The sequence below is a fragment of the Pseudoalteromonas sp. SWN29 genome, from assembly GCF_015864465.1.
Lineage (GTDB): Bacteria > Pseudomonadota > Gammaproteobacteria > Enterobacterales > Alteromonadaceae > Pseudoalteromonas.
The window spans coordinates 82,674-104,499 of record NZ_JADYXE010000008.1; the positions used below are offsets into that span (position 1 = coordinate 82,674).

16 protein-coding genes and 3 tRNA genes are annotated in these 21,826 nt (G+C 40.9%); 12 read left to right on the plus strand and 7 right to left on the minus strand.

Going from position 1 to position 21,826, the window contains the following annotated elements; genetic code table 11:
* Window positions 1-412 precede the first annotated feature (412 nt).
* From I6F53_RS04870 to I6F53_RS04925, 12 genes are all read left to right on the plus strand, one after another.
* Window positions 413-489 (plus strand) — tRNA-Asn (locus I6F53_RS04870).
* Between the two features lie 15 nt (window positions 490-504).
* A tRNA-Asn gene (locus I6F53_RS04875) sits at window positions 505-581 on the plus strand.
* A 29-nt stretch (window positions 582-610) separates the two neighbouring features.
* Window positions 611-687: transfer RNA gene (locus I6F53_RS04880), tRNA-Asn, on the plus strand.
* Between the two features lie 150 nt (window positions 688-837).
* Window positions 838-2,781, plus strand: coding sequence for an EAL domain-containing protein (locus tag I6F53_RS04885; RefSeq protein WP_197238708.1), 1,944 nt, complete (start codon window positions 838-840; stop codon window positions 2,779-2,781).
* A gap of 206 nt (window positions 2,782-2,987) precedes the next feature.
* On the plus strand, window positions 2,988-3,569 hold the full coding sequence (rsxA, locus tag I6F53_RS04890; protein WP_008134172.1) for an electron transport complex subunit RsxA: 582 nt from the start codon (window positions 2,988-2,990) through the stop codon (window positions 3,567-3,569).
* Window position 3,570: 1 nt separating this feature from the next.
* Window positions 3,571-4,125, plus strand: coding sequence for an electron transport complex subunit RsxB (gene rsxB, locus I6F53_RS04895; RefSeq protein WP_002960333.1), 555 nt, complete (start codon window positions 3,571-3,573; stop codon window positions 4,123-4,125).
* An 8-nt stretch (window positions 4,126-4,133) separates the two neighbouring features.
* Window positions 4,134-6,521, plus strand: coding sequence for an electron transport complex subunit RsxC (gene rsxC / locus I6F53_RS04900; RefSeq protein ID WP_197238710.1), 2,388 nt, complete (start codon window positions 4,134-4,136; stop codon window positions 6,519-6,521).
* On the plus strand, window positions 6,518-7,576 hold the full coding sequence (gene rsxD / locus I6F53_RS04905) for an electron transport complex subunit RsxD (protein WP_197238711.1): 1,059 nt from the start codon (window positions 6,518-6,520) through the stop codon (window positions 7,574-7,576). Before rsxC ends, rsxD begins: the two co-directional genes overlap by 4 nt.
* On the plus strand, window positions 7,573-8,214 hold the full coding sequence (gene rsxG / locus I6F53_RS04910) for an electron transport complex subunit RsxG (RefSeq protein WP_197238713.1): 642 nt from the start codon (window positions 7,573-7,575) through the stop codon (window positions 8,212-8,214). The genes rsxD and rsxG overlap by 4 nt, the downstream gene beginning before the upstream one ends.
* Window positions 8,211-8,909 carry an electron transport complex subunit E gene (locus tag I6F53_RS04915; RefSeq protein ID WP_166421072.1) on the plus strand — a complete coding sequence of 233 codons (699 nt, stop codon included), beginning with the start codon at window positions 8,211-8,213 and terminating at the stop codon, window positions 8,907-8,909. Before rsxG ends, I6F53_RS04915 begins: the two co-directional genes overlap by 4 nt.
* Window positions 8,910-8,956: 47 nt before the next feature.
* Window positions 8,957-9,589: an endonuclease III gene (gene nth / locus I6F53_RS04920; RefSeq protein ID WP_197238714.1), complete on the plus strand. Its 633-nt coding sequence runs from the start codon at window positions 8,957-8,959 to the stop codon at window positions 9,587-9,589.
* Window positions 9,590-10,771: 1,182 nt separating this feature from the next.
* Entirely contained in the window at window positions 10,772-12,682 is a 1,911-nt protein-coding gene (locus tag I6F53_RS04925) for an aminotransferase class I/II-fold pyridoxal phosphate-dependent enzyme (RefSeq protein ID WP_197238715.1), read from the plus strand.
* 257 nt (window positions 12,683-12,939) lie between these two features.
* Here I6F53_RS04925 and I6F53_RS04930 read toward each other — a convergent pair whose 3' ends face one another.
* From I6F53_RS04930 to I6F53_RS04960, 7 genes are all read right to left on the minus strand, one after another.
* On the minus strand, window positions 12,940-15,978 hold the full coding sequence (locus I6F53_RS04930) for a TonB-dependent receptor (RefSeq protein ID WP_197238717.1): 3,039 nt from the start codon (window positions 15,976-15,978) through the stop codon (window positions 12,940-12,942).
* Window positions 15,979-16,420: 442 nt separating this feature from the next.
* Window positions 16,421-17,383: a class 1 fructose-bisphosphatase gene (locus I6F53_RS04935; protein ID WP_197238719.1), complete on the minus strand. Its 963-nt coding sequence runs from the start codon at window positions 17,381-17,383 to the stop codon at window positions 16,421-16,423.
* Complete coding sequence (gene fbaA, locus I6F53_RS04940) at window positions 17,380-18,462, minus strand: class II fructose-bisphosphate aldolase (RefSeq protein ID WP_197238720.1); 1,083 nt, start codon at window positions 18,460-18,462, stop codon at window positions 17,380-17,382. Before fbaA ends, I6F53_RS04935 begins: the two co-directional genes overlap by 4 nt.
* A gap of 14 nt (window positions 18,463-18,476) precedes the next feature.
* A complete protein-coding gene (gene eda, locus I6F53_RS04945; protein WP_197238721.1) occupies window positions 18,477-19,094 on the minus strand; it encodes a bifunctional 4-hydroxy-2-oxoglutarate aldolase/2-dehydro-3-deoxy-phosphogluconate aldolase in 618 nt (205 codons plus the stop codon).
* Between the two features lie 66 nt (window positions 19,095-19,160).
* Entirely contained in the window at window positions 19,161-20,093 is a 933-nt protein-coding gene (locus tag I6F53_RS04950; protein ID WP_197238722.1) for a sugar kinase, read from the minus strand.
* A 74-nt stretch (window positions 20,094-20,167) separates the two neighbouring features.
* Window positions 20,168-21,475, minus strand: a complete 1,308-nt coding sequence (locus I6F53_RS04955) for an MFS transporter (RefSeq protein ID WP_166421081.1) — start codon at window positions 21,473-21,475, stop codon at window positions 20,168-20,170.
* Between the two features lie 2 nt (window positions 21,476-21,477).
* A complete protein-coding gene (locus tag I6F53_RS04960; protein WP_166379477.1) occupies window positions 21,478-21,822 on the minus strand; it encodes a cupin domain-containing protein in 345 nt (114 codons plus the stop codon).
* Window positions 21,823-21,826: the final 4 nt, after the last annotated feature.

A 21,826-nucleotide genomic window follows, 5' to 3' on the forward strand; every position in this document is an offset into this window, starting at 1 on the left:
GAACGCAGAAAATAAATACCCTATTTATAAATAGTGATTAGATCACAATTAAGGGTAAAAAATACTTCTGTGAATATTCACAGAAGTATTTTTTTAGAAAATTAAAGCAAAAAAGTAAATAAATGCGAAGAATACCCACTAAGAAAAAATGAGTTTTTATGTTTTTGGGCCGATTTTTAATTACAAGTGACTTTAATAGCGTGTTTAATTTAACCAATTTAAAGACTCAACAATAATAAAAGTCACATTGTTATTCTTAAATTTTTAAAAAAGTAACTTTAATAGAGCTACAAAACACGCAGATCGAACACAAAAACAACGAATAAACCTCTTTTTTCAATTTATGACTTTTATATGTTGACACTTTGCGGCTCGGTCATTAATATTTCGCCCCGTTGAAAGGCAAGACGCTTCCCCCTTAGCTCAGTTGGTTAGAGCGACGGACTGTTAATCCGCAGGTCCCCCGTTCGAGTCGGGGAGGGGGAGCCAAGTTTATGATGTAGTTCCCCCTTAGCTCAGTTGGTTAGAGCGACGGACTGTTAATCCGCAGGTCCCCCGTTCGAGTCGGGGAGGGGGAGCCAAATCATCATAATAATATCACTACTTTAGTTCCCCCTTAGCTCAGTTGGTTAGAGCGACGGACTGTTAATCCGCAGGTCCCCCGTTCGAGTCGGGGAGGGGGAGCCAATTCTAAGAATTTCATAGACATCTCAAGCTAATTCCACTACTCTTCCTTATATAACTAAAGCATTAGTTTATTATTCTTATGCATTGTAACTTAGTTTATTAATCAAGGACTTGATTTCTTCCATTTTGAATTATTAAAAGACTGAAAACATGGCTGGATTTAAAAAACTTATTTTTATACAAATTATCTCTTGGTTATTGTGTGTGGCAGCAGGAAGCTACTTCATATCTATAAACTTTGATACTGCGGTGAGTGATGCGCAAAAAAGTGCACAAACTACTGTTACTAAGTATATTAATGACCTTTCTTTAGACGATATTTCTGCTCAAAATCTAAAACAATCAATTGCAGATGGTAAAACGTTTACAAGCTTTACTCTAAGAGACTACCAAGGGGCTGAAATATTCAGCGTTAAACCCCCTACCCAATTACCAATGTTTGCTGATTTTGTACTATCAAAATTGAACTCTGTACGCCCTCAATTTGCTGTAAACGATGCAGCAGATATAAAAGTTGAATTTGTACTTAACATTGAGCATTTAGCTGCTCAGCTGCAAACATCCCTTTTTATCGTTATTTTGATTTCTGCTATTTTGGTTATTATTCCAATAATCCTAATGCAATCTATTTTTTACCGTTTAAATAAAAACATAAGTACAACGGTAGCTGACATTATCGATATTTATATCAACCAAAACCAAGTTGATAATGATTTAGAAACAGCATTAGATGGCACTCGATTAAAAAAACTAGGTAAAGATTTAGTTCCTAGCTTTAATCGTTTATCTCACTTTTTGAAAAGTAAAAGTGAAGATATACAAAACGCTGCATTAAACATTAAACATGAAGCATATAAAGATGTAATTACTTCGCTTGGCAACCGTAATATGTTTGTTGAGTATTACGAAAAAAACATTGAAAACAGTGAGCAAAGTACATTTGGCTCTTTAGCTATGATACGTTGTAGCGAGTTACAAGCAATAAATCAGAGCCGTGGTTATCAAAAAGGTGACGAGTACGTTAAAGGCGTTGCCGATATTATTAAGCACATAAGCGGCACTTACACGGGTAGCCAAGTGTTTAGATTAAACAGCTCTGACTTTGCTGTAGTACTGCCCCACACTCCATTGAAAGAAGCAGAGCGCTTTGGTGAAAATCTACAATCGCGTTTTACTCAGTATCAACAAAACCAAGAGCTAAGCTCTGTTGCTAACACGGGCATTGTCAGTTACGAAAAAGGTAAGCCTTTGGGTGAACTACTTTCTGTTGTTGATAACGCGATGAGTATGGCGCAATCAAAACAAGTAAATGCATGGCACGTGCAACGCGAGACCGATTTAGTTAATAACGTAAGTGCAGGTTTTGGTAATCAAAACTGGCGTAAGGTTATTAACGAGGTTATTGAATCTAAGCGTGTACATTTAGTTATGCAAAACATTATGCCGCTTGGTAAAAGTATTAAAGCCTATGCTGAAATACAAGTGCGATTTAAAACAGAAGACAATCAAGTACTTCCTACGGCCTCTTTTTTAGCGATGGCCGAAAAGCTTGATATGGCAATAGAAATTGACCGCCTGATAATTGACTCTTCCCTTGAAAAAGTGAAAAGCCGTAATTTATCTGAAAAGTTTTTTGGTTTAAACGTTACAGCCTCAAGTGCACACAACGATCAGTTTGTTATTTGGCTTGAACGCCGCTTATTAAAAGACACGCATATTGCATCAAAGCTTATTTTTGAAGTAAGTGAGTTTGGCTTACAACAAAATATTAAAGCCAGTAAGCGCTTTATTGATATGGTACACCGCGTAGGCGCCCGCGTTACAGTTGAACGCTTTGGTGTTGGTTTAACCTCATTTAAGTTTTTCCGCGATTTAAAACCTGACTTTATTAAAATGGATGCAAGTTATACTCGCGGCCTAGAAGATGATAAAAACAATCAGTACTTTATGCGCTTAATGGTCGACTTAGCCCACCGTATAGGTGTTAGCGTATTTGCTGAAGGTGTTGAGAGCCAAGAAGAAAAACATATTATAGAAACGTTGTGTTTAGATGGCGTTCAAGGTTATTACATAGAAAAACCTAAAGACATTTAATTAGTTTTAACAAATACAAAAAAGAGCATTCGTTGCTCTTTTTTTGTTTCTGCTATTTTATCCTTACATCAAAATCACATTAATTTTACAGCCTTGTGATCAATATGTTTGTCCTCGCGTTTATTTAACTGATAACGACTCGCAAATGTTGTTTATCGGGGCAGAAAAAAGGATAATACGCAGGACTTTAATAGCGTGAGGCACACATGACAGAATATGTCTTGTTATTGATTGGAACCGTTCTAGTTAATAACTTTGTATTAGTACAATTTTTAGGCTTATGTCCGTTTATGGGCGTATCAGGTAAGCTTGATACGGCGATTGGTATGTCTTTGGCAACCACGTTTGTGCTTACGCTTGCCTCGGTGACTAGCTATTTAGTTAATCAATATATTTTAATCCCTCTGGATATCGAATTTTTACGTACCATGAGTTTTATTTTAGTAATTGCCGTTGTAGTGCAATTTACCGAAATGGTTGTGCGTAAAACAAGCCCTACCCTATATCGTTTACTAGGCATATTTTTACCGCTGATCACCACTAACTGCGCGGTATTAGGTGTTGCTCTATTAAATATCAAAGAAGATCATTCGTTTTTACAATCTGCAGTGTATGGTTTTGGTGCTGCAGTTGGTTTTTCTTTAGTGCTTGTATTGTTTGCAGCACTACGAGAGCGTTTAGCGGCGGCTGATGTTCCTACGCCTTTTAAAGGCGCCTCCATTGCAATGATCACCGCAGGCTTAATGTCGATGGCGTTTATGGGTTTTACTGGATTAGTGAAGTTTTAATATGACCTTGTTTTATGCCTTGATAGCGATTGGCTCGCTAGCACTCGTTTTTGGACTTATTTTAGGATTTGCAGCAATACGCTTTCGTGTTGAAGGCAACCCTATTGTTGAACAAATTGACACTATTTTGCCGCAAACTCAATGCGGTCAATGTGGCTACCCAGGTTGTCGCCCTTACGCCGAAGCCATAGCCAATGGCGATGAAATAAATAAATGTCCACCGGGCGGCGAATCAACCATGAAAAAGCTTGCCGGCTTAATGGGTGTTGATGAAAAACCACTTGCTGGCGGCGAGCAAGCAGAACCTATAAAAACAGTGGCTTATATTCGCGAAGACGAATGTATTGGTTGTACCAAATGTATTCAAGCCTGCCCTGTTGACGCTATTTTAGGCGCAACTCGTCAAATGCATACGGTGTTAATTGATGAATGTACCGGCTGTGACTTATGTGTTGAGCCTTGCCCTGTAGATTGCATTGATATGCTACCTGTAGCCGAAACTAAACAAAACTGGAAATGGCAGCTAGATGCTATTCCTGTTACACAAATAGATTAGAGGTTTGAGTGGACAAGTTACTTGAACAAATAAAAAAAGGCACCGTGTGGGCATTTCCTGGCGGCATACACCCACCACAACAAAAATCACTCTCTAATAGTGCGAGTATTACTCGCCTACCGTTGCCCGATAAACTTATTGTTGCGCTTAAGCAACACATAGGCGCAAATGGCAAGTTACTGGTAGAAAAAGGCCAACACGTATTAAAAGGCCAACCACTCACAGCGCCTGCTGCTAACTGGTCGGTACCTGTGCATGCGCCAAGCTCTGGTGTGGTTACTGACATAGCACCTATGCCATCAGCTCATCCATCAGCCCTGCCTGAGCTAAGCGTTATTATTGAGCCAGACGGCAAAGACGAATGGACAGCACTTAATAAAAATAAAAATCCTGCTGAGCTTAGTCATGACGAGCTGATAAATATTATTCACCAAGCCGGTATTAGCGGTATGGGTGGTGCTGGTTTTCCTACTTATGTGAAAGCAGATACCAAGCAACCTATCGAATTTTTGATTGTAAATGCCGTTGAGTGCGAACCTTATATTACTGCCGATGACGTTTTAATGCGCGAACACGCTAAAGAAGTTATCCAAGGCATTGAAATAATGCAGCAGCTTTTAAACCCAACGCTATGCATTGTGGGTATAGAAGATAATAAGCCGGAAGCGATTGCCGCGATGAAGCTGGCAGCTGAGCATAACTCAAAAATTATTATTCAAACGGTTCCCACTATTTATCCATCGGGTGGTGAAAAGCAATTAATTAAATTACTTACCAACCGTGAAGTTCCCAGCATTGGTATTCCTGCTGATATTGGTATTTTAGTGCATAACACGGGTACTTTATTTGCCGTACAGCAAGCCGTTTATGAAGGTAAACCACTGATTGAACGTGTAGTTACCGTAACAGGTAACACTATACATAATCCAGGGAATGTATGGGCGCTCCTTGGCACTGAAATAAAGCACTTACTTGATTGCCAAGGTTTTTCGCCTGTACCGCAACAAAGTGTTGTAATGGGCGGCCCTATGATGGGCTTTACGCTACCAACAGTTCGTATTGGTATAGTTAAAACAACTAACTGTATTTTAGCGCCTGATCATAAAGAGCTCGCAGAACCTGGCCCTGAAAAAGCCTGTATTCGATGTAGCGCATGCGCCGATGCTTGCCCGGCTTCTTTATTGCCTCAGCAACTACAATGGTTTGCTAAATCAAAAGAGTACGACAAGCTACAAGAACATAATTTATTTGATTGTATTGAATGTGGTGCCTGTGCATATGTGTGCCCAAGCGAAATTCCACTCGTGCAGTATTACCGTATAGCTAAGGTTGAAATTAAAGAACAACAAGCAGACAAAATTAAAGCAGACAGAGCAAAAGAGCGCTTTGACGCAAGAAAAGAGCGCCTAGAGCGCGAGCAAGAAGAACGTAAAAATCGTCATAAGCGTAAACCTGCCGCTAAATCAGACGACGAAAAGCAAAAAGTGGCCGATGCCCTCGCCCGAGTTAAAAATAAACCCGATAACGGCGGTGAAAAATCAGCGGTTGCAGCCGCTATTGCTCGTGCTAAAGCTAAAAAGCTAGGCGATCAATCTGCTGAATTAGAGCCAGACAATAGCGAAGTAGCAAAAGAGCGTGCACTGCGCAAAGAACAAGCTCGACAATATAAAGAACAAAAATCTCAAACAGAGGTATCAACCGATACTGCACCCGTTGATGATAAAAAATCAGCAGTAGCGGCAGCCATTGCTCGTGCTAAAGCCAAAAAGGCAGCACAAGCAAGTGAAGAGCCACAGAACGATGCTCCTGTTGATGATAAAAAAGCAGCAGTAGCGGCAGCCATTGCTCGTGCTAAAGCTAAAAAAGCAGCACAAGCAAGTGAAGAGCCACAGAACGATGCCCCAGTTGATGATAAAAAAGCAGCAGTAGCGGCAGCCATTGCACGCGCTAAAGCTAAAAAAGCGGCACAAGCAGTGAGTGAAGAGCCACAAACCGATGCCCCAGTTGATGATAAAAAAGCAGCGGTAGCGGCGGCCATTGCTCGTGCAAAAGCTAAAAAAGCAGCTAAAGCATTAGAAGAAGCTGAGCAAACCGTGAGTGAAGAGCCACAAAGTGCGGCCCCTGTTGATGACAAAAAAGCAGCGGTAGCGGCGGCCATTGCGCGCGCAAAAGCCAAAAAAGCGGCTAAAGCACTTGTAGAAGCCGAGCAAATTCAAGAGCTACAAATTGATAGTGTTGCACCAAAGGGTGCAGACAATAATACCGATGAATCATCCAATTCTACTGAAGCAGATAAACCTAAATCAGCCGACGATAAGAAAAAAGCCGCCGTGGCCGCAGCAATTGCGAGAGCAAAAGCTAAAAAGTTACAAAAAGAAGGAAATAATCAGTCATGAAATTAACCATGGCCAGTTCGCCGCATAATCACAGCCATAAATCGTTAACGCGATTAATGCTTAGCGTTATTGCTGCGTGTATTCCTGGGCTAATTGCTCAAGTTTTCTTTTTTGGAACCGGTGTACTTATTCAACTGGTGCTCGCGCTCGTTGCTGTAAGCGCTTTTGAAGCTGCCATAATGCTAATGCGAAAGCGCCCTGTTTGGCCTGCACTGAGTGATGGCAGCGCATGGCTTACTGGTGTGTTATTGGCATTGAGTATTCAGCCCCTTGCGCCTTGGTGGGTAATTGTTATTGGTTGTTTATTTTCTATCGTTATAGTTAAACAGCTTTATGGCGGCCTTGGGTTTAATTTATTTAATCCAGCAATGGCTGCTTATGTACTGCTTTTAGTGTCGTTCCCTGTACAAATGACCGCGTGGCTGCCTGTCACCGATTTAATAAATACGCCAATAGGCTTTGCAGATCAGCTAAGGCTCATATTTACCGATTTTACGGCCTCTGGGTTCAGTCTAGATCAAGTACGTGCAGGGGTTGATGGCCTAACAATGGCAACACCACTGGACACAGTTAAAACAGATATAGCCCACGGCTTAACCGTAACCGAAAGCATGCAAAAACCATTATTTAACGAATGGGCTGGCCTTGGTTGGGTATGGGTTAACTTAGGCTTTTTAGCCGGTGGTTTATACTTATTAAAAGCAAAAATAATTAACTGGCATATTCCCGTCAGTTTTATTGCAAGTTTAGCTGTATGCAGCGCAATTGGCTATATTGCTGCATCAGGTACTGAGCCGGGCACCCTATTTCACTTATTAAGTGGTGCCACTATGATGGGTGCATTTTTTATAGCGACCGATCCGGTATCTGCAGCAACCACCAATAAAGGGCGCTTAATTTATGGCGCGCTAATTGGCTTACTAATTTATTTAATTCGCACTTTTGGTGGCTTCCCTGATGCCATCGCCTTTAGCGTATTATTGATTAATATTGCAGTACCGCTAATTGACTACTACACACAGCCGAGAACTTACGGTCATGGGGCAGTAAAATGATTATTTCTTCAATGGCCAAAAACGGCGCCATTTTAACGGCTTTTGCGCTGGTAACAACGGGTTTAGTTGCCTCTATCAACGCACTTACTGCTGATAAAATTGCAGAGCAAGAACAGCTGCAACTTACTGCGCAACTACAAGAAGTACTCGACCCAAAATCGTACGATAATCAATTATCACAAGATTGCGTAGTTATTTCTAACGAAAAGCTAGGCCCACACGCAGACCAAGTAATTTATCGTGCTCGTAAAAACAATAAACCGGTCGCCGTTGTTATTAGGCATGTTACGCCAAACGGTTACAGTGGCGATATTAACTTATTAACAGCCGTATTGAGCGATGGCACTATTGCTGGCGTTCGTACCACTAAACACGAAGAAACACCTGGGCTTGGTGACAAAGTAGAAGTTAAAAAATCGCTTTGGATCACCACCTTTAAAAACTTAACAGTTGAAGGTGAAGAAGACGCTCGTTGGGCTGTAAAAAAAGATGGCGGCCAGTTTGATCAATTTACAGGTGCAACCATAACGCCTCGTGCTGTTGTGGGTTCGGTTAAAAACGCCGTATTGTTCGCACAAACTAATTTTGATGATATTTTTGCAGCGCCTAATGGTGAATGTGTAGAGGCAACTAAATGAGTGAGTTAAAAACATTATACAAAGACGGTATATGGGTAAATAACCCTGCTCTTGTGCAGCTGTTAGGCTTATGCCCGTTACTTGCCGTTACATCAACTATTACAAATGCTTTAGGTTTAGGTTTAGCTACTTTATTGGTACTCATAGGCTCAAACGTGACCGTATCGGTTGTACGTAACTGGGTGCCAAAAGATATTCGCATACCTGTATTTGTCATGATCATCGCAGGTTTTGTAACTATTGTTCAATTACTGATGAACGCTTACACCTTTGGTTTGTATCAATCATTGGGGATTTTTATCCCGTTGATTGTAACTAACTGCGCCATTATTGGCCGCGCCGAAGCATATGCATCTAAAAATCCTGTTCATTTATCAGCATTTGACGGCTTAATGATGGGTTTAGGCTTTATGATTGTGCTTGTTGTTTTAGGCGCAATGCGCGAGCTAATTGGCCAAGGTACTTTATTTGACGGTGCCGACTTATTACTTGGCCCATGGGCACAAAGTTTACGCATAGAAGTGTTTAACTTTGACAACCAGTTTTTACTCGCCATTTTACCACCGGGTGCCTTTTTAGGCCTTGGGTTACTTATTGCCGCTAAAAACGTAATTGACGCACAAATAAAATCAAAACAAATTGCACCGCCAGAGGCTGAAAAAGGCCCTCGCGCACGCGTTACTAGCTTAACTTAAGGGGAAAACGTATTGACTTAGTAAATAGTTAATACGTTTTAAGTTGCATGAATAAAGAAAAACGTCACCAAATACTATCGCGCCTGCGCGACGATAATCCACACCCAGTAACAGAGCTTGAATATTCAAGCCCATTTGAGTTACTGGTTGCCGTTACGCTCTCAGCGCAAGCAACCGATGTAGGTGTTAATAAAGCCACTCGAAAATTGTTCCCTGTTGCTAACACACCCCAAGCCATTTTAGATATAGGCCACGATACACTGCGTGATTATATAAAAACCATTGGCTTATTTAATTCTAAAGCCGCCAACGTATACAAAATGTGCCAAATATTGGTGGATGAACATAACAGCATCGTGCCAGAAAATCGTGAAGCCCTAGAAGCTCTACCAGGCGTTGGCAGAAAAACAGCTAATGTTGTACTCAATACCGCCTTTGGCTGGCCTGTAATAGCCGTGGATACACATATATTTCGTGTTTCTAATCGTACTAAGCTTGCCATGGGTAAAGATGTTGTAGCCGTTGAACAAAAGCTTGAAAAAGTAGTGCCTGCTGAATTTAAAGTAGACGTACATCATTGGTTAATACTTCACGGACGTTATACCTGCGTAGCCCGTAAGCCCAGATGTGGCAGCTGTATTATTGAAGATTTGTGTGAGTTTAAAGAAAAGACTGATTAGCCCCAAAAGCGCGGCATGTAGTCGCGAGTTTACCTCGCGCAATAAAGCACAAGCTTCAAAACCCCAAAAGCGCCGCATAAAGCCGCGCCTACAAACATAACGCCAACCCCGTAGTCGCGAGTTTACCTCACGCAATAAAGCACAAGCCCCAAAAACGCCAAAAACGCGGCATAAAGCCTCACCTACAAACATAACGCCAACCCTGTAGTCGCGAGTTTACCTCGCGCAATGAAGCACAAGCCTCAAAACCCCAAAAGCGCCGCATAAAGCCGCGCCTACAAACATAACACCAACCCTGTAGTCGCGAGTTTACCTCGCGCAATAAAGCACAAGCCCCAAAAAACGCGGCATAAAGCCGCGCCTACAAACATAACACCAAACCTGTAGTCGCGAGTTTACCTCGCGCAATAAAGCACAAGCCCCAAAACCCCAAAAACGCGGCATAAAGCCGCGCCTACAAATACAACACCAAACCCTGTAGTCGCGAGTTTATCTCGCGCAATAAAGCACAAACCTCAAAACCTCAAAACCCCAAAGCGCGGCACAAAGCCGCACCTACAAACATAACGCCAACCCTGTAGTCGCGAGTTTGCCTCGCGCAATAAAGCACAAACCTCAAAACCCCAAAAGCGCCGCATAAAGCCGCGCCTACAAACATAACACCAAACCCGTAGTCGCGAGTTTACCTCGCGCAATAAAGCACAAACCCCAAAGCCCCAAAAAACCCAAAAACGCGGCATAAAGCCTCACCTACAAACATAACACCAACCCTGTAGTCGCGAGTTTACCTCGCGCAATAAAGCAAAAAACCCCAAAAGCGCAGCATAAAGCCGCGCCTACAAACATAACACCAACCCTGTAGTCGCGAGTTTACCTCGTGCAATAAAGCACAAGCTTCAAAACCCCAAAAGCGCCGCATAAAGCCGCGCCTACAAACATAACGCCAACCCCGTAGTCGCGAGTTTACCTCGCGCAATAAAGCACAAGCCCCAAAAACGCCAAAAACGCGGCATAAAGCCGCGCCTACAAACATAACACCAAAATATTTCTCGACTTTCATCTTTCCCCAACTCACTAGGACGTGTAAAACTAACAGGTGAAAATTTTCAAAGTATTAATTTCACAAGTCTCACTCCTTTAGTTATGCTGTTGAGCATTATAAAATTTTATTGTGAAATCCCTATGCTACCTTTACTTCGTATCTTGATTATTGAGCAAGACCCAATCATCCTGCAAGAACTTTGCGCTAACCTGTCAAAAACGATTCCTAATTTTGAGCGAGTTGATATCGATATCGATATTATTGAACGTCTCGATCTGAAGCAGGCACTGGAATGTGTAAAGGAAGATGGCGATATTCAAGCCGTGGTTCTCAGTTGGGATGTACACAATAAAGTGGGTGAACAAATTTATAGTCGCTTTATCGAAGACTTAAAGGCAATTCGTCTCGAGTTACCAGTTTATGTTATAGGCGACGACACTAAAGGACTGGAAATCATCAACGAATCGGAAGAAATCGAATCCTTCTTTTTTAAAGATGAGGTAATTTCTGACCCTGAAGCCATTTTAGGTTATATGATCAACGACTTCGATGATCGCTCTGAAACGCCATTTTGGACGGCCTATCGTCGTTATGTTGGCGAAGCGAACGACTCTTGGCATACACCGGGTCATAGCGGCGGTTCTAGCTTTAGAAACTCTCCTTATATAAACGATTTTTATCAGTTTTACGGTCGCAATGTATTTGTTGGCGATCTGTCAGTTTCGGTAGACTCACTAGGTTCATTGTCAGACAGCACCAATACCATTGGCCGTGCTCAAGAATCAGCAGCGGCAACGTTTGAAGTTAAGCACACCTACTTTGTTACAAACGGTTCGTCTACCTCAAATAAAATCATCTTGCAGACTCTACTTCGCAAGGGAGATAAAGTCATTGTAGACCGTAATTGCCATAAATCTGTGCACTATGGCATTTTGCAATCAGCCAGTTACCCCATTTATTTGGCGAGTATACTAAATCCAAAATACGGTATTTTCGCGCCACCGTCGTTGGCCGACATTAAGTTGGCAATTGAAAACAATACAGATGCTAAATTATTGGTGCTTACTGGTTGTACTTACGATGGCCTACTTAGCGATCTTAAACAAGTGGTAGATTACGCTCATCAACATGGTATTAAAGTGTTTATAGATGAAGCCTGGTTTGCATATTCTTTGTTTCATCCTAGCTTTCGTCATTATTCTGCCATACATGCTGGGGCTGATTACATTACACATTCCGCGCATAAAGTGGTATCAGCATTTTCTCAGGCGTCTTATATTCATATTAACGACCCAGATTTTGATGCAGATTTCTTCCGCGATATTTACAGTATCTACGCCAGCACATCGCCTAAATATCAGCTTATTGCGTCTCTCGACGTATGCCAAAAGCAATTAGAGATGGAAGGCTATAAGTTGCTTAATGCGCTGCTAAATCATGTTGAAGAGTTTAAACAACAAATGGCATCACTCAAGCAAATTAAAGTGCTCGGTAAAGAAGATTTTATGAAAATATTCCCGCACTTTAGTGGCGATAACATGGGTCACGATCCGCTAAAAATCCTTATTGATATTAGTGAACTACCTTATTCATTAAAAGATATTCATAAATACTTACTGGATGAAATTGGCCTTGAGATAGAAAAATACACGCACAGCACCATTTTAGTTTTACTTACGCTTGGTGGCACGCGCTCGAAAATCATCCGTTTGTACAATGCGTTGAAAAAGCTAGACAGCGGTAAGGTGAAGCTGTCGAAATCGACGCGTAGAGCCCGCTTACCTGAAAATTTACCTGCTATCGACTTAGCATGTATTCCAAGTGATGCATTTTATGGCGATCGCGAATCTGTGCCTATTAGCAAAAGTAACAACCGCATTTGTGCCGGTTTAGTTACTCCATATCCACCGGGCATTCCGCTTTTAGTACCGGGCCAGCATATTACTGAAGATCATATCGAATATTTACAAGAGTTGGCAAGCCAAGGGCTGACGATTCAAGGCAGTTTCGATGGTGAAATTTATGTTCTTAAGGGTAAGGTTAATAAGTAAAGTATTCACATAATACTACCTCAATAATGATAACTGGCGGCTGTGGTGTCGCAAGACATCGCCGCTGTAATATTGAAGATTTGTATGAAACCACAGCACAGACTTGTCTAAGTAGCTTACCTCAAAGCTACTTATTTCTGTTCTGGCTTTTTTATTAATTTACACCTTCTATCCTTTAGCGAATAAAACCCGAATTATAAACGTGGAAAAGGCGGTTCATAAACCGCCTTTTAAATTTGTTCTAATATTTAGCTAAATTACAGCTTGTAGCTTAAGCCTAAGAATAAGCGTGGGCCGTAGTCATTCACTTCACCTAGGTTGCCTTCAACAAAGAAATCTTGTGATTTAGGTGCGCTGAACAAGTTAATTGCTTCTGCTTTAACTCTAAAGTGCTCATCAATTTTGTATGATGCGCGCATTTCCCATACACCTACAGCATCAACATAGCGTAAGCGTGTGCCATTGCTTGTATAAGGTTGGAAATACTCGCTGCGATATTTGTAAATAACAGCAGTGTCAAATCCACCAATTTGGTAATACAACTGGCTGCTAAATACGTGCTTAGAAAAACCAGGAACTGAGGCCGACTCAACAATACCGTCAGTTAGTTGTGAAGTATTACCGTCTACGTCAGTAACAAACGTATCGCCGTATAAGCTATCTTGGAACTCAAAATCAGTGTCTGCATAGTTGTAACCAAATTTCATACCGATGCCATTATCCCAGCGGTAAGAAAATGAAGCTTCAAGACCTAATATTTCACTGTCTTCGTCTGATGTAACAGAGTTAGTAATTGGTAATGAAACAGTTTCACCAGCAACAGTAAATTCTTCAATTACTGTTTGTTGTTGAAAGCCACCGTTGAACTGTTTGTAGTATAGGCTTAACGCTAAGATTGAATCTTCGTTAGGGTACCATTCAAATGCAGCGTCGTAGTTCCACGACATAAGCGGTTGAGTGTCTGGGTTACCAGAACCATTTACACCGACTAATAAATCGCTGATTGATGTTGCTGTACCTTCTGTATCTTCTTGGAATGTACGGCTGTAACCTAAATCAGATGGATCTGCGCGTGACATACCACGGTATATACCAGCTCGTAATAAAATATCTTCACTGTAATCAATAACTAGGTTAAAGCTTGGTAAATACTTAGTGTAATCACCACCGCTTTTTATTTTATCCAATGAGCCATTATCAGATTCAACAAGAGAAAGTACACCAGTATCACTTGTTACTACATCAAAGCTGTTTCTAAAGCCAATTGATGTTACTTCTGTATCTACAATACGAAGGCCAAAGTTACCACGAATGAATTTACCAAAAATTTCAGTATCGTAATTCGCCATTAAGTACACTGATGTTGTTTTTTCTGTTACATCAATTGTACCTGCATTTTCGTATTCAACTTCTGGGTAAGCAAATACACCATCAACGTTAGAACCGGCAACCGCTTGTGAGAAACACACATTGTCGTATGTAGCCCATGATGAACCGGTACCGCTATCTACAACGTTACCGTCACTATCAACATTTGTTACGATATCGCCATCAGATACACTCGATAAAAAGCCTGATTCTGGGAAATCAATTTGACAACCTTGTAATACGTCAAGCGCTTCAGTGCCTGAATCTAGTGTGTATTCATTTCGTGAACCATTACCTTGGCCACCGCCATACTGTAGGAAGGTCATTTCAGATGTTCTAATACCACCTTGAACACTGGTAAAAACATTGCCATCTAGCACATAGTCAAAATCTAGTCGCGCTGAGATAACTTCGTTTTCACGAACATTTTCACGGTCAAGTCGTGTTCTTAGGCTATCTGTAAAGTTTGAAATATCTGTTACGTCAAAGTCTGTTAATGTGAAATGAGGGATCTCATCGCCCATATCCCAAGAAAAGAAATTACGACCTGATGTTCTACCACGGTTAGATATTTGAAGTTCTTCGCGTTCTGTTTTTGAGTACGCTAAATCTAAATCAACAGTTAATCTATCTGTAACTGTATGCTCTATATTTATGCCGTAACCTTGGTAGTTTTCTTCACGAGAAAATTGCTCACCCGCTGACTCAATACGCTCTTCACCTTCCCAATGTAAAATACCGCCTACATCGTTAGTTACAAGTGTTGGACCGGTTACACCTGGTGTTGCACGTTTTTGTAAAAAGATTAAATCGTGGCGTGCTTCTTTTTGTGTTCTATCTGAAATTTGCGCATCAAAATTAACATCCCAATCAGCTGACGGCTGGTACTGCAATGCAAAAAACATTGCATCACGCTCATCTGATGTTTCATTTTGACGAAAGCTTCGACTACTGCCAGTCCAAGCATACGGAGTACCATCGCTTTCGGCTTTACCAGTTTGTGAATCAATTTCGGGTTGGTAACCTTGGTTTTTTAATTTGTCGCCGCTTACTTGATCTTCACAGTCACCTGCGCTGCTACGGTAAAAGCCTTCATTGGTATTATTAGGATCGTTTAAACACGCCCATAATGAAGAACCTGATGGGCTAGAGCTTCTGTATTCAGCTTCTGGTTGGCTAATATCTTGACGTTGTACACCAAAAGACACACCAACGGCTTGGCCGTTATCAAATTCAAACTGGTCAACATAACTAAACGTGCCACGGTAACCCGCGTCACTTTGAAGTGAGTTATCTACATTACCTTCATCAGGGTTGTAGTTTAATTTAACTTCAGCAGATACACGTTGCTTGCCAAAATCAAGTGGAGTTATAGTTTCAAGTGCAATAACACCTGCAACACCACCTTCAATCATTGATGCATCTTGTGTTTTATATATAGCTACTTTTTTAACAAGTTCAGAAGGAAACTGCGAAAAGTTAACTGAGCGGTCACCACTACCATTCGTCGCTTCACGACCATTAATGTGAGTTGCACTTAAAAATGGACCAAGACCACGAATAGTGATTTCTGTTGCACCACCGTTTTCACGGTGAGATGCAGCACCTGTAATTGATTCCAGTGCTTCACCGATAGACAGTGCTGGTAAGTCACCAATATCTTCAGATGAAAGACCATCAACTACCGTTGTTGACTCGCGTTTAATTGCTATTTGATCTTGTATTGTTCTACGTGTACCGGTAACACTAATTATTTCAACGTCTTCTTCAACTTCTGTCGCTTTTCCCTGATCTTCCTGTGCGCTTGCTGTAAATGCGCAAGAACTTGCCATACCTGCGATGACCGCTGTTCTTACCCACTTTGCAACTGGGCGCATTGCAAACTGCCCTGTTGTAGAATTATTATTCTTTTCTGACTTCAACGACATGTGAATTCTCCGCTGGTTGTTGTTGTGTGATTTTAGTGTGTTAGCTTGTTATGCTTATGTATATTTTATGTATTCACTGACGTTAATATACTTAAACACAACGTTATGATCAACCAATTTTGAGTTTTAATATTACCATAAGGTATACCAATTTTAACTTAACGACATTACCACGGTGTAAGATGGGTTCAAAGCGAAGAATACTAACAATTAAGAACAGGGAATGATTAGTAAAAATAAGTCAAATAAAACCAAGTACTCGAAGCTAATAGCACACAAGTTTAAAGAATTGATTAATACTGTTCCTTAATAGCTATTTAAGAAACTAGGTTCTGATACCGATTGAGTAAGGGAAGTGGATATTAGGGATACGTTAGATAAATTGTTAAAAAGTAGGGGCTGTTATCTTGCCCCCTACTTTATTTATATACTAACTGATGCTTTATAACATAGCGTTATTATAAAACTCTACAGGTTCGTTTGAGCCTAAAGCAACCGGCACACGTTGATGCAAACTAGTTGGTGCAATATCTAAAATTCGCGCTCCTCTAGAGGTTGCTTTACCACCTGCGTTTTCAACTAAAAGTGCTAACGGGTTTGCTTCGTAAAGTAGTCTGATTTTTCCGTTATCATTACCGGTACGTTTATCTTGTGGATACAAAAATAAGCCACCTCGGCATAAAATACGATGAACGTCCCCTACCATAGCTGCATTCCAGCGCATTGAGCTTTTTTCAAAGGTTTCGCAGGTATATAGCAATTTATCAAAATACACTTGAGTCGGCTCATCCCAATAACGGTAGTTAGCCATATTAACGGCAAACTCACGACTTTGCTCAGGCACACTCAATTGCTTATTTGTCAGCAAATAGCCACCATGTGTTGAGTCTAATGTATAACAACGTGTTGGACCGCCAGTGCTCATTACAAGTAATGATGAAGGACCGTATAACACGTAGCCTGCACATACTTGATTTACACCAGGCTGACTAAATTGCTCGTCGCTGTCGAAGGCAACATCATCACGGGCTAAGTAAATAGTAAATATAGTGCCTATTTGGCCATTAACATCAATATTAGAAGAGCCATCTAGTGGGTCAAAAGCAACAATAAACTTGCCTTCTGGATGACCACCTACTGCATGATCTTCTTCCTCTGATGCAACTGTGCGTACGCTGCTGTCGTCAAGTAGTATGTCTTTAAGCAGTTGGTTTGCAATTACATCCAACTTTTTTTGCACTTCACCCTGAATATTTTCGTTAAGCGTTGAGCCTAAAACACCGGCTAATTCACCTTGGCTTACTCGAAAAGCAATTTCTTTACTGGTCGCTAAAATTGTGCGAATAAGTAAAATAAGATCGGTATCTACGCCATCTTCTTTTAATACTGTATTTAGTCTTTTCATGCGCTATACCTATTTACACAATTTAGATCGTCAAAGCATTGCTCTAGTCTTGCAACCATACTTTGCTCTGAATGACGCAGCCATACGCGAGGGTCATAGTATTTTTTGTTTGGCTTATCATCCCCATCAGGGTTACCAATTTGCTCTTGTAGGTATGCTTGGTTAACTTTGTAGTAGTCTAAAATACCTGTCCAACACGCCCACTGCGTATCGGTATCAATATTCATTTTAACTACACCATAGGTTAAAGACTCTGCAATTTTATCGTACTCAGAACCACTACCACCATGAAACACAAAGTTGATTGAGTTGCTTGGTAGATTAAATTTTTCTGAGACGTAAGCTTGTGAATCTTTTAGTATAGTTGGCGTAAGAACAACGTTTCCTGGCTTATATACACCGTGAACATTGCCAAAAGACGCTGCAATTATAAAGTTAGGGCTAATACGACTTAAGCGTTCGTAAGCAAATGCAACATCTTCAGGCTGAGTGTATAAAGAAGAGCTGTCTAGGTGTGAGTTATCAACACCGTCTTCTTCGCCGCCTGTACAGCCAAGCTCTATTTCTAGCGTCATCCCTATTTTTGCCATACGTGTTAAGTAACGTTCACAAATTTCAATATTTTCTTCTAGAGGCTCTTCTGAAAGATCAATCATATGTGAGCTAAACAATGGTTTGCCAGTCAGTTCAAAGTGTCTTTCACCTTCGTCAAGTAAACCATCAATCCAAGGTAGTAGCTTTTTAGCTGCGTGATCAGTATGAAGCATCACTGCTACTTCATAATGTGCTGCCACTGAATGTACATATCTTGCAGCACTTACCGCCCCAAGCACCGCTGATTGTTGCTCTGGTAAAGATAGGCTTTTACCACAAAAAAACTGCGCTCCACCATTAGAAAGCTGAATAATAACGGGCGAGTTTTTCTTTTTAGCAGCTTCTAGCGTCGCATTTATAGATGTTGTACTAACAACATTTACCGCTGGCAACGCATATTGATTAGTACGCGCATGTTCATACACAGCACTTACTTCTTCGCCAACGATTACGCCTGGCAGTATTGTTGGGGCTAAATAATTCATTTCTAAGATCCTTTCTACTTTAAAGCTTGGATACAAGAATCGGTAATTGCTTGCCAATTTTCTTGCTCAACCCATTCTTTTTTCGCTATCCAAGTACCGCCAACGGCGAATACATTATTTAATGAAAGGTAGTCTATTTTATTACTTTCGCTAACGCCACCTGTAGGGCAAAAACTTACTGATCTAAATACTGTTGAAACAGCTGATACAAAAGGTGCTCCACCAGCAAGCGATGCTGGGAATAATTTTTGCTCTTTAAAGCCATATTCAAGCGCCATTAAAATATCACCTGTGTTTGATACACCAGGAAGTACTGGTACATTACATTTAGCAAGTGTAGTAAGTAGCGCAGGAGAAACCGCTGGTGTTACAATAAAGTCAGAACCCGCTTCAAGTGCTTGCTCTAAAATGTCAGTATTTATGACTGTACCCGCACCTACTTTTAGCTCAGGCACTTGTGCTTTAATAGCTTTTAATGCCTCTATTGATGCCTCTGTTCTAAGTACTACTTCAACTAAAGTAAGACCAGCTTTAGCCATAGCTTTCGCTATTTGAACACCTTGCTCTGGTGTATCAGCTTGGATTATAGGTAGCAGTGTTTGTCCTGACATAAGTTCAGAAAAGCGAGTCATAACGTTGTTCCTTTATAAAAAGTAATGTAGCCGATGTAGGGCGGCCTTTAATGTTTGATTATTGTGTTAAATCCCAGCTTCAATCATTGCTAGCTGAAATATATCTTTTGGAGCAATGGCGCCTGGCTGTTGTATAACAGCACCTGCCGCTTTTGCAGCAAGTTGTACAGCACTTGAAATTGATTTATCAGATAAACGAGCACCTAAATAAACACCGTTAAAGGCATCCCCTGCGGAGGTAGTATCTACAACATTTGTTACCGGTATTATAGTGTGGCTTTGAAGCGTATCGCCCTCTTTTGTCACTACCGATTCAGGGCCATTTTTAACAATAATTTCTTCAATTTGGTAAGGTTTTAAATATTCAACAACCGCTTCTACGCTATGTACGTCATAAAGTGTTGTTAAATCTTCAACGCCAGGTAGGGTAATATCTGCAAGCGTAAAGGCTAAATGATACTGCTCTTTAGTTTCCTCTACGCTATTCCACAAACGCGCTCTGTAGTTAGGATCAAAAACTATTTTAACCCCAGCATCTTTAAGCTGCTTTACCACTTTCCAAAATTGCTCACGTGCACTTTCTTCAATTATTGCTAATGAAATTCCTGAAAAGAAAAACATATCACCTTGGCTAAGCTGCTCGAGTGCATCAGCATCTAAAAAATCAACAACCTTTTTAGCTGCAGAATCATTACGCCAATAAATAAAGCTACGCTCACCATGCTCATCGGTTTCTATGTAATACATGCCGGGTACTTTGGTATCGTGAGCAAATACGAGTTGTGTACTTATTTGTTCACTTTCAAAGCGCTCAAGCATTTTTTTACTTAAATTATCTTGACCTAAAGCCGTAACAACCGAGGTAGTAACCTGCGGGAAGCAACGTTTTAAATACACTGCAGAATTATAAACATCGCCTGCAAATGATTGGTGTAGTGTGGCTGCGCTCATAGCTCTAAGCTCGACCATGCATTCACCGATAAAGTAAATATTTTTCATCTTGGAAGTTACCCTATGTAGTTAACTGCTATGCGCTTATACAAAACATGTTGGCATAGCAGTTATTATCTAGATTATTGAGGCTTTTTAAGAGGTTCTATTTTTGGAATTAAAATCCAAACAGCTGCCATTGCAATGATGGCTAAAGAAGCACCAATAACAAATGCTGGCGTATAGTTACCATCAGCAGTAAGAATTGGCACTAGCGATGTAAGGCCTACAGCGCCAAGTTTTGCCGCCATACCAGAGAAACCTGATAGTGTACCTACAGCTTTTTTGCCTAACAAATCACTTGGTAGTGTTTGCACATTACCAATTGCAGTTTGAAAACCAAATAAGATAACAGCCATAATTAGTACCGCAGTTGTTGGTCCACCTGGATTTGCCATTGCAAGTAACGCAGGTAGCATAATTAAACAACCCAGCGTAATAGTTAGCTTACGTGTTTTGTCTGTATTCCAGCCTGCTTTAAGTCGGTTTTGAGCCAATAAGCCACCAAACCAAGCACCAAACATAGCGCCAACATAAGGTACCCAACCGTATATACCAATAGACTTAACATCCATGCCATATACTTCGTTTAAGTAAATTGGAATCCAAAAAACAAATAACCACCAAATAGGGTCAATTGCAGCAGAGGCAATAATTACGCCCCAGCTTTGTTTACGAGAAAGTAGCTCTTTAGTCGAAGGATTATATTCTTCTTCGTCTTCACCAGTTACATCGCCGTTATCATCAACACGTCTTTGACCTGTTAAGATGTACTCGCGTTCTTGTGCAGTAAGCCAAGGATGAGAGCTAGGCGGCGCTTTAACTAAAATTAACCAAGGCACTAACCAAAGAAAACCTAATACACCGACAAAAACAAACACCATTTTCCAGCTAAAGTAGATAGTTAAGTATGCAATTAAAGGAATCGCAATAATACCGCCAATAGCCGCGCCAGAGTTAAAAATACCCTGCGCTAAAGCACGCTCTTTGGTAGGAAACCATTCTGCGTTACCTTTAGCTGCACCAGGCCAGTTACCGGCTTCTGCTACACCTAAGATTGCGCGAAAAATACTAAGACTAAGTACACCTTGTGCAAATGCATGCGCAACGGTGGCAATAGACCAAACACCTATCGATAAAACAAAACCGAAGCGTGTGCCAACCCAGTCAAATATTTTTCCAAATATGGCCTGACCAAATGCATAAGCAAATACAAATACAATTGAAATGTTAGCGTATATTTGTTTACGCTCTAATGCTGATTCATCAGGGAACAAATCTTCAACAATGTCCGGCCAAAGCACACTAAGTGCTTGGCGGTCTATATAGTTAATAATGGTAGCTAGCGCAATTAGCGCTATAACCCACCAACGTAAGCCTTTAAGTTGCATAATTAGTCCTCAAGAAAGTCTTCACGCGCTGGGCTAAAGGTATCAATCAGGATTCCGCCTGTTGGACAGGTAGCACCATGATCAGCAAATGGAGGGATTAAGCAGCTATCACCCGGTTTTAAGATTTTAGTTACGCCATCAATGTTAAAGTGAAACTCACCTTCAACAACATACGTTACTTGAGAATGTCTGTGAGCATGGTTATACCCAATAGCCCCTTTCTCAAACCAAATTTTAACGGCCATTAGCTCTTCGTTATAACCTAGCATTTGACGTTTTAGACCATTTCCTAAATCTTCAATTTCGGTCTCGCTGCCAAATGAAAAGTTTGCGCTTTGCTTTTGCATCCTG